The sequence below is a fragment of the Roseovarius salinarum genome (genome assembly GCF_002834145.1).
Classification (GTDB): Bacteria; Pseudomonadota; Alphaproteobacteria; order Rhodobacterales; family Rhodobacteraceae; genus Roseovarius; species Roseovarius salinarum.
In genome coordinates this window covers 20,876-32,040 of record NZ_PHNT01000020.1, presented here as the reverse complement: position 1 = coordinate 32,040, position 11,165 = coordinate 20,876, and the positions used below count along the sequence as shown (strand labels likewise).

The following is an 11,165-nucleotide window of genomic DNA, read 5'->3' as shown; positions in this document are numbered from 1 at the left end:
CGGCGGGGCACAGGATAGAGCCGACCGCGCGGCGGATGTAAAGCCTCGTGCACCTTGACACCGATCAACGACGCCTTCGTGCCACCGCCTAGGATCGGGGCGAACGACACGCGCCACACCCTGATGACCCTGCGCCACCTCGCCCCGCTGTTCCTGTTGATCCTGACCGCCCTGCCCGCCGCCGCCCAGCAGGTCACCGCGCATGTGTTCTGGCAGGAGGGTTGCCCATATTGCAACCGTGCCCGCGCCGCGCTGGCCGAGATCGCGGCGCAGGATCCCGCGCTTGGGGTCAACGCGATCGAGCTCGGTCCCTCGGCGGACAACAACCGCCTGTTTCAACGGGTGAACGCCGCGCTTGGAATCGACCGGCCGGCAGTGCCGCTGGTGGTGATCGGCGCCCGCCACCAGGTGGGATTCGCCGGCGCGGCCACGACGCAACGCTACCGCGACATGGTCGCGCTGTGCCGCGAGGTGCCCTGCCCCGACCGCGTGGCCGATCTCCGCGCCGGGGCGCAGGCGCCCGTGCCGCCACCAGCGGACACGGCGGCCCCGCCCCTGCCGGAGACGGTGACCCTGCCGCTCGTGGGCGAGATCACGCTCGACCGGCTGTCGCTGCCCGCGCTCACGGTCGTTCTGGCCGGCGTGGACGGCTTCAACCCCTGCGCGATGTGGGTGCTCGCGCTGCTGATCGGGTTGCTGCTGGGGGTCGAGGATCGCCGGCGCATGTGGACGCTGGGCGCGGTGTTCCTGCTGGCCACGGGGGCGATGTATTTCGCGGTGATGGCCGCCTGGCTGAACGTCGTGCTCTGGATCGGGGCGGCCGGGTGGCTGCGGCTGGCCATCGGGGCGCTGGCGCTGGCGGCGGGCGTCTATTACCTGCGCGAATACTGGACCAACCCCGAGGGCGTGTGCCGCGTGACGCCCGGCCAGCAGCGCCGGCGCATCCGCGACCGGCTCGACGCGCTGGTCAACCGGCCCGGCCTGGCGTTGGCCGCCCTCGGCGTGGCGGCGCTGGCGGTGGTGGTCAACCTGGTGGAGCTGCTGTGCTCGGCCGGGGTGCCGGCGGTCTACACGCAGGTGCTGGCGATGCACGACCTGCCGGCGGGTGCGCACTACGGCTATCTCGCGCTTTACCTCGGGGTCTTCCTGCTGGACGACACGGCGATCTTCGTGACGGCGATGGTCACGCTGCGGGCCGTCGCGGCCACGGGCCGGTTCAGCCGCATCTCGCACCTTGTGGGCGGGGTGGTGCTGCTGGCGCTGGGTGCGGTGATGGTGCTGCGCCCCGACCTGCTGGGCTGACGGTCGGGCGGCGCACGGGGGGCGCTGCCCCCGTCGCCCTTGCGGGCGACTCCCCCGGAGTATTTCGGGCAAGATGAAGGTCGGGGGATGGGTGGCCCGCACCCTTGACCCGCCCGCGCGCAGGCCGCAGAAGAGCCCCATGCTGATCTACAAGATACTCCGCGGCCCCGAGTGGGAGACGCTGCGCGCCGAGGGCCGGACCGACGGCGCGCCGGTGGACGTCGCGGACGGCTTCATCCACCTCTCCACCGCCGACCAGGCAGCCGGGACGGCCGCGAAGCATTTCGCGGGCGAGGACGGGCTGATGCTGGCCGCCGTGGACACGGACACGCTGGGCGAGGCCCTGCGTTGGGAACGCTCGCGCGGCGGGGCCCTGTTTCCGCATCTCTACCGCGCGCTGACGCTGGCCGATCTCGCCTGGATCGTGCCGCTGCCGCTGGCGGACGGTGCGCACCGCTTCCCCGAGTGCGTGGCAGGCCATGTCGACCCGGCGCGCGCGCAGTTCGACCGGTTCAAGGCGATGGAGCGCGACCGGCCCGTGGAGATGCTCAACCTCGTGCGACTGCGAGAGACCGCGGCCTACCCGGCCGACCATGCACTGGCGGTGGCGGGGCTGTCCGGGGCTGAGGCCTATGCCCGCTACGGCGCCGAAACCGCGCCGATCCTCGACCGGCTGGGGATCACGATCCTGTGGCGCGGCGGTTTCGAGGGGGTGCTGATCGGCCCGCCGAACGAGCACTGGGATCACCTGTTCATCGCGCGCTATCCCACCGCGCACGCCTTCCTGGAGATGGTGACGGACCCGGCCTACCGGACGGCGGTCGTGCACCGGCAGGCGGCGGTGAGCACCTCTCGGCTGATCCGTTGCCGGCCGGCCGAGGCCGGGGGGCGCTTCGGATGAGCATGCTTGAACGCACGGGCCTCGCCGCGCTGCGCCGTATCGACCCCGAGCGCGCGCACAGGCTGGCGATTCTCGCGCTGCGTGCGGGGCTGGCGCCGCGGCCCGGCCCCGTCGCGTCGCCGCGGCTGCGCACTCGGGTGGCCGGGCTGGACCTGCCCAACCCGGTCGGGCTTGCCGCCGGCTTCGACAAGAACGCCGAGGCCCTGGGGCCGCTGTCGCGGGCGGGCTTCGGGTTCCTGGAAGCGGGCGCCGTCACGCCGCAGCCGCAGCCCGGCAACCCGCGGCCGCGGCTGTTTCGCCTGCCCGCCGACGATGCGGTCATAAACCGCTTCGGGTTCAACAACGACGGCATGGAGGCGGTGGCGCGGCGGCTGGCCGGGCGGCCGGCGGACGCGGTCATCGGCCTGAACCTGGGCGCGAACAAGGACAGCCCCGACCGCGCCGAGGATTTCGCGCGCGTGCTGGCGCATTGCGGCCGGCACCTCGATTTCGCGACGGTGAACGTGTCCAGCCCAAACACCGAGAAGCTGCGCGAGTTGCAGGGCGCCGAGGCGCTTTCGGCGCTGCTGGCGGGCGTGATGGAGGCGCGTGACTGGCTGCCCCGGCCGATCCCGGTGTTCCTGAAGATCGCGCCCGACCTGTCCGAGGCGGAACTCACGGAAATCGCCGACGTCGCGCAGGCGGGCGGCGTCGCCGGGATCATCGCCACCAATACGACGCTGTCGCGCGAGGGGCTGACGAGCCCCGCGCGGGACGAGGCGGGCGGGCTGTCGGGCCGCCCGCTGTTCGACAGATCAACGCGCGTGCTGGCGCGGCTGTCGAAAATCACGGACGGGAAGATGCCGCTCATCGGCGTGGGCGGCATCGCCTCGGCAGAGGATGCCTATGCCAAGATCCGCGCCGGCGCGCGCGCCGTGCAGCTCTACACCGCGCTGAGCCTTCACGGCCTGTCGCTGGTCCCTCGGATCACCGAAGGGCTGGATGCGCGGCTGGCCGAGGACGGCTTCGCCACCGTGGCCGACGCCGTGGGCACCGCAAGGGAGGATTGGCTTTGATCACCATCTGGCACAACCCGCGCTGCACCAAGTCGCGCGAGACGCTAAAGCTCTTGCGGGACCGCGGGCTCGATCCGCGGGTGCGCCGTTACCTCGACGACCCGCCGTCGGCCGAGGAACTGCGCGCCGTCCACGCAAGGCTGGGCGTGCCCGCGATCGCGATGATGCGGCCCAAGGAGGCGCTTTTCCGCGAGCTGGGCCTGTCGAAGGACGACGACCCGGACAGGCTGATCGAGGCGATGGCCGCGCATCCCGGGCTGATCGAACGGCCCATCGTGATCGCGGGCGCGCGCGCCGCGCTGGGCCGGCCACCGGAGTCCGTGCTGTCGATCCTGTGATGCCGGAGGGGGCGCGGAACGCTTGATTCCGCCCGGCGCGCGGCCTCTACTGGAGAAAGTCAGACCGGGCAGACGCGATGAGCATGACCCCCGCACGCACGGTGATGAGCTGGATCGACGCCGTGGTGTTCGATCTGGCCCGGCAGGTGCGTTGGACCTTCCTGCCGCCGCTGATGATCTACCTGGCCGCCGGGATCTCGGGGCTGACGGCGATCGTCGGCACCTTCTTCGTCAAGGACTACCTCGGGCTGTCGGCGGCCTTCCTGGCCGGGCTGAGCTTCTGGGCAGGGCTGCCCTGGGCGCTGAAGATGCCGCTGGGCCATTTCGTCGACCTGATCTGGCGGTGGAAGTGGCTTCTGGTCTACCTGGGCGCCGGCCTGATCGCGGCCAGCCTGACGATCATGTTCTTCCTGATAACCTATCGCGACTGGATGGCCGGGATCCTGCCGGTGTCGGCGTGGTATGTCACGGCCCAGCTTCTGGCACCCACCGGATACGTGATCCAGGACGCGGTCGCCGACGCGATGTCGGTGGAGGCGGTGCCCAGGGTGGACGCCGAGGGCAACCCGCTGAGCGACGAGCGCGAGCGCGAGCTGCACACCACCATGCAGACGCTGGGCCGCTTCGCGGTGATCACCGGCACCGTGCTGGTGGCCGCGCTCAACATCTACATGTTCCGCGGCGTGGAGGGCATGAGCGAGCCGCAGAAGGTCGAGACCTATGCCGACATCTACCTGATGGCCCTCGCGATACCGGCGATCTCGGTGTCCGGCGTGATCCTGGCAGCGCTGCAGAAGATCACCGCGCGCCGGCGCCTGCGGCGGCAGGGCTGGCACGAGGGCGAGATCGACGCGGTGCTCGATCGCGTGAACGAGGCCTCCGAGGCCAACCCGTGGTATTTCGTCGGCGGCGGGCTGTTCGTCGCGCTGACCATCGCGATCGGCGTGTCCGACGTGCCCTATTCCCAGGAGCTCGTCTTTGCCGGCTCTATGGCCATCGTCATCGTGCTGATGCGTCAACTCGTGGCCGTGCTGGAGCCCGCCAAGGCGCGCGCGCTGATCGGCACGGCGATCATCATCTTCGTGTTCCGCGCCGTGCCCCTGCCGGGCCCCGGTTACAACTGGTTCTCGATCGACGTGCTGGGATTCGACCAGCGGTTCCTGTCGGTGCTGTCGCTCATCACCTCGGTGCTGACGCTCGTCGGGCTGGTCGTGTTGCGGCCCTTGATGGCCACCCATTCGATCGTCTGGATCGTCATCGTCCTGACCCTCGCCAACGGCGTGCTGTCGATGCCCAACATCGGCCTTTACTACGGGATACACGAATGGACCGGCCCGTTGACCGACGGGATCGTCGACGCGCGGTTCATTGCCATCATCGACACCGCGCTCGAGTCGCCGCTGGGCCAGGTCGCCATGATCCCGATGCTGGCCTGGATCGCGCGCAACGCGCCGGCGAACCTGAAGGCCACCTTCTTCGCCGTCATGGCGTCGTTCACCAACCTCGCGCTGTCGGCCAGCAGCCTGCTGACGAAATACCTCAACCAGATCTTCGAGGTCACCCGCGAGGTGCGCGATCAGGAGACGGGCGAGGTCGAGGTTCCGCAGGACTACTCCGAACTGGGCTGGATCCTGTTGAGCGTGGCGGCGATCACCGTTCTGGCACCGCTTGTAACCATCTTCATCGTGCAGCGCACGCGGCTGCGGACGCGCGACTGAGCACGGGAACCGGCCGCGGGACGGCTTTGCCCCGCGGGATACCCCGAGCAAGAAGAAGGGCGCGCCCGGTCAGCCCGCCGCCGCGCGTTCCAGTGCCGGGTAGCGAAGCCCGAGCGTCACGCCGCGTGCGACGAAGCTGACCAGCAGCGCGGCCCAGAGCCCGTGATTGCCCAGCGCGGGAACGAGCGCGACGACGGCGAGGACGTAGACGGCGAGGCTGACGGCCATCATGTTGCGCATGTCGCGGCTGCGGGTGGCGCCGATGAAAATGCCGTCGAGCATGAAGGCCGCGAGCCCGAGCACCGGCGCGAACACCATGTAGGGCAGGAAGACGCGCCCCTCGGCCTGCACCTCCGGGGCCTTGGCCATCAGGTCGATCACCGCGCCGCCCGCCAGCGCGAAGGCGGCGGCCAGCCCGAACGTGGCCACGAGCCCCCAGAGGCTGGTCATCCACGCCGCGCGGCGCAGGCGCATCGGGTCGCGTGCTCCCATCGCCTGGCCCACCAGGGCCTCGGCGGCGAAGGCGAAACCGTCGAGGGCGAAGGCCGTGATCTCGAGGAATTGCATCAGCACCTGGTTGGCCGCCAGGGTCACGTCGCCGAACCCGCTGCCGAGGAACAGGAATGACAGGAAGACGCCCTTGAGCATCAGCGAGCGCAGCAGGATGTCGGTGTTCACCGCCGCCATCTCGCGCAGGCGGGCCCGGTCGAAGACCCGGGGCCAATCCCGCCACGCGGACCGGGCGAAGGCGTCGCGGCACAGCCAGATGCCGAAGGCCAGCCCGCCCCACTCGGCGATGAAGGTGGCGCGCGCCACCCCGACGACGCCCCAGTCCAGCCCGAGAACGAACCACAGGTCCAGCCCGATGTTCACCCCGTTCATCAGCACCTGAAGCGCGAGGACGGCGCGCGTGCGCTCCTGCGCGATCAGCCAGCCCGTGACGCCGTAGATCGCGATGAGCGCCGGCGCGCTCCAGACGCGCACGCCCATGTAGCCGCGCGCCAGCCCCTCGACCTCGGCGCTTGCCGGCGCGAGGGCGAAGGCGGCCGCGAACAGCGGCAGCTGCAACACGATGATCGCCAGCCCGCCGGCCAGCCCGATCATCAGCGCGCGGGTGAGCATGGCGGCCACCTCGCCCGCCTGCCCGGCGCCGTGGGCACGGGCCGTCAGCCCCGAGGTGCCCATGCGCAGGAACCCGAAAAGCCAGTAGAGCGATGTCAGGATCACCGCCCCAAGCCCCACCGCGCCGATGGGCGCGGCCTGCCCCAGCTGTCCCACCACGCCGGTGTCCACCGCGCCGAGGATCGGCACCGTGGCGTTCGAGATCACGATGGGCAGGGCGATGTGCAGGACGCGGCCATGAGTGATCGGCGCGCCCCGCGGCGGGGCCGTGTCAGCCATCGCGCCGTGGCATCAGGAAATGTCCCGTCGCCTCGGCGAAGGGGCGGCCGCGGTTGTCCTGCCAGGCCTCGGCGCGCACGCTGGCGTAACGTCGGCCCGAGCGCGTGACCTGCGCACGCGCATAGGCATCGCGCGGCAGCCCGGCGCGCAGGTAGTCGACAGTGAAGTCGATGGTCTTGGGCAGCCGTGGCAGATCGCCGGCGGCCAGGCTGTCGGGGTCGAGCCGGCCGCTTTCGATCTCTTCCCACAGCATCGCCCAGCTCAACCCGATGATCGCCGCGACCTCGAGGAACGCCGCGGTGGCGCCGCCATGCAGCGCCGGCAGCGACGGGTTGCCGATGAGCTTTTCGTCGTAGGGCATCACGGCGGTCAGCTCGTCGCCGCGCCGGTCGAAGTGGATCCCGAGAAAGCGGATGTAGGGCACGCCCTCGACCAGCGCGTTGAGCGCCGCGTCGCGCCGCTGCTTGACCATCTGCACGGGGTCGGGGGTGGGCCGGGCCATCACGCGCCCTCCACGGTGAAGGCCCCGGTGGCCGCGGCAACCGGGCGCGTTTCGTCGTCGTCCATCGCCGTGGCCCGCACGAAGGCAACCGACCGGGTGATGTGATAGCAGGTCGCCCGCGCCCGGATTCGCTGCCCGGGCGTCGCCGGACGCATGTAGTCGATCCGCAGGTCGATGGTGGCCGTGGTTCCCGGCGAGGCGGGATGGCTCATCGCCGCTGCGCCACAGCAGGTGTCCATCAGCGCGGAGACCGCGCCGCCGTGGATCACGCCCGTCTCCGGATCGCCGACGAAACGTTCGTCATACTCCATCGCGATCTCGGCAGTGCCGTCACCGATATCGGTCAGCGCCATGCCCAGCGCCTGCGAATGCGGGATCATCCCGATGAACTGTTCCGCGATCCTCGTCTTGTCCGCGCACATGGCCGCCCCCTTGAATCCGGGCCTTTTGTCGCCGCATTCCGGCCCGGGTTCAAGGGCGGCGGTTGCCCTCGCGGCCGCTTGATCCTACCCTTTCCGACCAGAGGAGCCCGGGGCCGATGTCCGAAACACGTCTGTCGTTCAAGGAAATGTGCGCGAAGTTCGACGTCACGCCGCGCACCCTGCGGTACTACGAATACATCGAGCTTCTGGCGCCCGAACGCGAGGGGCGCGCGCGGTTCTACGGCCCGCGCGAGATCGCCCGCATGACGCTGATCCTGCGCGGGCGACGCTTCGGTTTCGCGTTGGAGGACATCCGCCAATGGCTTCTGATCTACGAGCGCGAGGGCACGGAGGCGCAGATGCGCAGCTGGCTGGACCTTGCCGACCGGCAGCTCAGGGAGCTGGCCGCGCAACGCGAGCAGCTCGACGAGGCGATGGCCGAGCTCAAGCAGCTGCGTGACGAAACCGCCAAGAGCCTGGACTGATGTTCAGCCATGTCATGCTGGGCGCCGACAACCTCGCGCGGCAGGTCGCCTTTTTCGACGCCGTGCTTGCGCCGCTGGGCCTGGAACGGCGCGAGAGAATCGAGCAGGCCGGCCCGGCCGGCGTGATCTGGTACGTGCCGGGCCAGCGCTGGCCGCAGTTCGCGATCCGCGCACCGCTGAACGGCCGGCCCGCCAGCCCCGGCAACGGCGTGCAGGTCAGCTTCGCCGCCCCCGACCGGGGCGCCGTCGACGCGGCCTGGAGCGCGGCGGTGAAGGCCGGCGGCACCGACGAAGGCCGCCCCGGCCGGCGCCCCCGCTACGCGCCGGATTTCTATGCCGCCTATTGCAGGGACCCGGAGGGCAACAAGCTGTGTTTCGTGCACGCGGACGCCATCGGGCCGCCATCCGACGCGGACTCCGGCACCTCGGGAAAGTGACGCGACGTTCTGGTTACGTAAACGTCAACCATTGTTGTATCACCGGAGCGCGGGGCCCACCTTGGGTGCATGAGCAAGCCAACGGCAGAAGCCCGGACATGAGCGACGAGACAATGACAATCCGCCAGATGTGCGACGCGTTCGACGTGACGCCGCGCACGCTGCGGTTCTACGAATCCAAGGAATTGCTGGCGCCGCGCCGAGAGGGCCAGAAACGGCTTTACACCAAGCGCGACCGCGCCCGGCTGAAGCTGATCGTGCGGGGCAAGCGCTTCGGCTTCAGCCTCGAGGAGATCCGCCAGCTTCTGGACCTCTACGACATGGGCGACCAGCAGCTCACGCAGCTGGAACACACCTATGCCATCGCGCAGGACCGTCTTCAGGCGATGATCGCGCAGCGCGACGAGCTTGACGAGGCCATCGCGGAACTGCGCGAGCAGATGCGCTGGGGCGAACGCATGATCGCGTCGCTCAGGCAATCGAAGGACGCGGCCGAGTAACGCGCGCCGCCGGCCGACAGGACAGGCAAGGGAGACGAGAATGCCAAGCTACACGCCGCCCACCCAGGACATGCAGTTCGTGCTGCACGACATGCTCAAGGTCGCCGAAAGCGACCTGCCGGGTTACGACGAGCTGGACCGCGAATTCACCGGCGCCGTGCTCGGGGAAGCGGGAAAGCTCGCCGCCGAGGTCCTCGCGCCCCTGAACCCGGTGGGCGACGCGCAGGGCTGCACGCTGGAAAACGGCGTGGTGCGCACACCCGACGGCTTCAGGGACGCCTTCGAACAGGTGCGCGCGGGCGGCTGGCCCGCGCTCGACTGCGATCCGGACTACGGCGGCCAGGGCCTTCCCTACCTTGTCAGCACGGCGGTGGGCGAGATGTTCTCGTCGGCCAACATGGCGCTGAACATGTACCAGGGGCTGACGCACGGCGCCTACAACGCGATCCACGCCCACGGGTCGGACGACCAGAAGGCAACCTACCTGCCCAGGCTGGCCACCTGCGAATGGGGCGGCACGATGAACCTGACCGAGCCGCATTGCGGCACCGACCTCGGGCTCATCCGCACCAAGGCCGAGCCGCAGGACGACGGCACCTTCCGGATCTCGGGGCAGAAGATCTGGATCTCGTCCGGCGAACACGACATGGCCGAGAACATCGTCCACCTCGTGCTCGCCAGGATCCCCGGCGGGCCGGACGGCGTGAAGGGCATCTCGCTGTTCATCGTGCCCAAGTTCCTTGTCAACGCGGACGGCAGCCTGGGCGCGCGCAACGCGCTGTCCTGCGGCGGGCTCGAGGAAAAGATGGGCATCCACGGCAACGCCACCTGCGTGATGAACTACGACGGCGCCACCGGCTACCTCGTGGGCGAGGAACACGCAGGTCTCAAGGCGATGTTCACCATGATGAACGAGGCCCGCCTGGGCGTCGGGCTGCAGGGGTATGCCCAGGGCGAGGTCGCCTACCAGAACGCGCGCGACTTCGCGCTCGACCGCCTTCAGGGCCGCGACGTGACCGGCGAAAAGAACCCCGACGGCCCCGCGGACCCGATCATCGTGCACCCCGACGTGCGCCGCAACCTGATGGACCAGAAGGCCTTCGTCGAGGGCGCGCGCGCCTTCACGTTCTGGGGCGCGCAGATGATCGACGCCAGCCACCGCGCCGGCGATGAAGAGGCCGAGGCCGCGATCTCGCTGCTCACCCCGGTCATCAAGGGTTTCCTGACCGACAAGGGCTTCGAGACCACCGTGCTGGCCCAGCAGACGCTGGGCGGATCCGGCTTCACCCGCGAATGGGGGCTGGAGCAGTTCGTGCGCGATGCGCGGATCACCATGATCTACGAGGGCACCAACGGCATCCAGGCGCTCGACCTGGTGGGCCGCAAGCTGCCCAAGGACGGCGGCAAGGCGATCATGGCCTTCTTCGACATGGTGAAGGGCGACATCAAGGAAATGAGCGGCGAGGACGCGGATTTCGATTCCGCGTTCCTCGAGCCGCTGAAGGCCGCCAGCAAGGACCTGCAGGCTGCAGGCACCTATTTCATGCAGAACGGCATGAAGGAACCCAACAACGCGCTCGCGGGGTCGTACGATTTCATGCACCTCTTCGGGCATGTCTGCCTCGGCCTGATGTGGGCGCGGATGGCCCGCGCCGCCAGGGCCGCGCTGGAGGCGGGCGACGGCGACGCCGATTTCCTGAACGCCAAGATCGCCACCGGGCGCTATTACATGGCCCGCCAGTTGCCCGTGACGGCCGCGCACCTCGCGCGCATCCAGAGCGGCGCCGACCCGGTGATGGCACTGGACGCCGGGCAGTTCTGAGGCCACGCAACACGCGGGGCGCCGCCACGGCGCCCTGCGAAAGGAAGGACACGATGCCGAAACGCTTTCGTCTGACCCGCCGCTTCAACGCCGCGATGACCGAGGACGCCTATCGCCGCCTGCGCCGCTTCGCCGCCGAGGCGGGGCTGGACGAAGGCGAGGCCCTGTCGTTTCTCTTCGAGCATTTCGACAGCGTGATCGACGAGGAGGTCTTCACGCACCGCCTGCGCCAGTTCAACTCGGAACTCGAGGCCCGCAAGCGCTGACCGTGGCAGGAGGAGC

Annotated in this window: 13 protein-coding genes and 1 pseudogene; 11 read left to right on the top strand and 3 right to left on the bottom strand. The window is 69.8% G+C overall.

Annotated elements, in window-relative coordinates:
• The first annotated feature begins 54 nt into the window (after positions 1–54).
• The 6 genes and pseudogenes from CEF10_RS14955 (at position 55) to CEF10_RS14935 (ending at position 5,314) form a co-directional block, all read left to right on the top strand.
• Positions 55–1,302 (top strand): hypothetical protein, encoded by a 1,248-nt coding sequence (locus CEF10_RS14955; RefSeq protein WP_157933042.1) that lies wholly within the window; start codon positions 55–57, stop codon positions 1,300–1,302.
• A 139-nt stretch (positions 1,303–1,441) separates the two neighbouring features.
• Positions 1,442–1,768: pseudogene (locus CEF10_RS17235) on the top strand (DUF952 domain-containing protein); the annotation flags it as partial.
• A 54-nt stretch (positions 1,769–1,822) separates the two neighbouring features.
• Positions 1,823–2,203, top strand: a complete 381-nt coding sequence (locus tag CEF10_RS17230; RefSeq protein ID WP_332870153.1) for a DUF1330 domain-containing protein — start codon at positions 1,823–1,825, stop codon at positions 2,201–2,203.
• Complete coding sequence (locus CEF10_RS14945) at positions 2,200–3,258, top strand: quinone-dependent dihydroorotate dehydrogenase (protein ID WP_101068981.1); 1,059 nt, start codon at positions 2,200–2,202, stop codon at positions 3,256–3,258. The genes CEF10_RS17230 and CEF10_RS14945 overlap by 4 nt, the downstream gene beginning before the upstream one ends.
• Entirely contained in the window at positions 3,255–3,596 is a 342-nt protein-coding gene (gene arsC, locus CEF10_RS14940) for an arsenate reductase (glutaredoxin) (protein WP_232796529.1), read from the top strand. The genes CEF10_RS14945 and arsC overlap by 4 nt, the downstream gene beginning before the upstream one ends.
• Positions 3,597–3,679: 83 nt before the next feature.
• Positions 3,680–5,314 (top strand): MFS transporter, encoded by a 1,635-nt coding sequence (locus tag CEF10_RS14935; RefSeq protein WP_101069000.1) that lies wholly within the window; start codon positions 3,680–3,682, stop codon positions 5,312–5,314.
• Between the two features lie 69 nt (positions 5,315–5,383).
• Here the strand turns inward: CEF10_RS14935 and CEF10_RS14930 are convergent, their stop codons facing one another.
• Genes CEF10_RS14930 through CEF10_RS14920 form a run of 3 tightly spaced genes read right to left on the bottom strand, consistent with a single transcriptional unit; the run spans position 5,384 to position 7,639 of the window.
• Positions 5,384–6,715, bottom strand: a complete 1,332-nt coding sequence (locus CEF10_RS14930) for an MATE family efflux transporter (RefSeq protein WP_101068979.1) — start codon at positions 6,713–6,715, stop codon at positions 5,384–5,386.
• The gene (locus tag CEF10_RS14925) at positions 6,708–7,217 is read right to left on the bottom strand and encodes a PaaI family thioesterase (protein WP_101068978.1); all 510 of its coding nucleotides are present in this window, start codon (positions 7,215–7,217) and stop codon (positions 6,708–6,710) included. Before CEF10_RS14925 ends, CEF10_RS14930 begins: the two co-directional genes overlap by 8 nt.
• Positions 7,217–7,639: a PaaI family thioesterase gene (locus tag CEF10_RS14920; protein ID WP_101068977.1), complete on the bottom strand. Its 423-nt coding sequence runs from the start codon at positions 7,637–7,639 to the stop codon at positions 7,217–7,219. Before CEF10_RS14920 ends, CEF10_RS14925 begins: the two co-directional genes overlap by 1 nt.
• A 116-nt stretch (positions 7,640–7,755) precedes the next feature.
• Here CEF10_RS14920 and CEF10_RS14915 point away from each other — a divergent pair, with 116 nt between their 5' ends.
• The 5 genes from CEF10_RS14915 (at position 7,756) to CEF10_RS14895 (ending at position 11,149) form a co-directional block, all read left to right on the top strand.
• The gene (locus tag CEF10_RS14915) at positions 7,756–8,124 is read left to right on the top strand and encodes a MerR family transcriptional regulator (protein WP_101068976.1); all 369 of its coding nucleotides are present in this window, start codon (positions 7,756–7,758) and stop codon (positions 8,122–8,124) included.
• A complete protein-coding gene (locus CEF10_RS14910) occupies positions 8,124–8,561 on the top strand; it encodes a VOC family protein (protein WP_101068975.1) in 438 nt (145 codons plus the stop codon). The genes CEF10_RS14915 and CEF10_RS14910 overlap by 1 nt, the downstream gene beginning before the upstream one ends.
• 98 nt (positions 8,562–8,659) lie before the next feature.
• Positions 8,660–9,061: a MerR family transcriptional regulator gene (locus CEF10_RS14905; RefSeq protein ID WP_101068974.1), complete on the top strand. Its 402-nt coding sequence runs from the start codon at positions 8,660–8,662 to the stop codon at positions 9,059–9,061.
• A gap of 40 nt (positions 9,062–9,101) precedes the next feature.
• Positions 9,102–10,883, top strand: a complete 1,782-nt coding sequence (locus tag CEF10_RS14900; RefSeq protein ID WP_101068973.1) for an acyl-CoA dehydrogenase — start codon at positions 9,102–9,104, stop codon at positions 10,881–10,883.
• A gap of 53 nt (positions 10,884–10,936) precedes the next feature.
• A complete protein-coding gene (locus CEF10_RS14895; RefSeq protein WP_101068972.1) occupies positions 10,937–11,149 on the top strand; it encodes a hypothetical protein in 213 nt (70 codons plus the stop codon).
• Positions 11,150–11,165: the final 16 nt, after the last annotated feature.

What these genes read in the sequence shown, in the direction of transcription:
- CEF10_RS14930 (WP_101068979.1), bottom strand. Translation starts at nt 6,715, where the DNA reads ATGGCTGACACGGCCCCGCCGCGGGGCGCGCCGATCACTCATGGCCGC.
- CEF10_RS14905 (WP_101068974.1), top strand. Translation starts at nt 8,660, where the DNA reads ATGAGCGACGAGACAATGACAATCCGCCAGATGTGCGACGCGTTCGAC.
- CEF10_RS14910 (WP_101068975.1), top strand. Translation starts at nt 8,124, where the DNA reads ATGTTCAGCCATGTCATGCTGGGCGCCGACAACCTCGCGCGGCAGGTC.
- CEF10_RS14915 (WP_101068976.1), top strand. Translation starts at nt 7,756, where the DNA reads ATGTCCGAAACACGTCTGTCGTTCAAGGAAATGTGCGCGAAGTTCGAC.
- CEF10_RS14920 (WP_101068977.1), bottom strand. Translation starts at nt 7,639, where the DNA reads ATGTGCGCGGACAAGACGAGGATCGCGGAACAGTTCATCGGGATGATC.
- CEF10_RS14900 (WP_101068973.1), top strand. Translation starts at nt 9,102, where the DNA reads ATGCCAAGCTACACGCCGCCCACCCAGGACATGCAGTTCGTGCTGCAC.
- CEF10_RS14945 (WP_101068981.1), top strand. Translation starts at nt 2,200, where the DNA reads ATGAGCATGCTTGAACGCACGGGCCTCGCCGCGCTGCGCCGTATCGAC.
- CEF10_RS17230 (WP_332870153.1), top strand. Translation starts at nt 1,823, where the DNA reads ATGGAGCGCGACCGGCCCGTGGAGATGCTCAACCTCGTGCGACTGCGA.
- CEF10_RS14895 (WP_101068972.1), top strand. Translation starts at nt 10,937, where the DNA reads ATGCCGAAACGCTTTCGTCTGACCCGCCGCTTCAACGCCGCGATGACC.
- CEF10_RS14935 (WP_101069000.1), top strand. Translation starts at nt 3,680, where the DNA reads ATGACCCCCGCACGCACGGTGATGAGCTGGATCGACGCCGTGGTGTTC.
- CEF10_RS14925 (WP_101068978.1), bottom strand. Translation starts at nt 7,217, where the DNA reads ATGGCCCGGCCCACCCCCGACCCCGTGCAGATGGTCAAGCAGCGGCGC.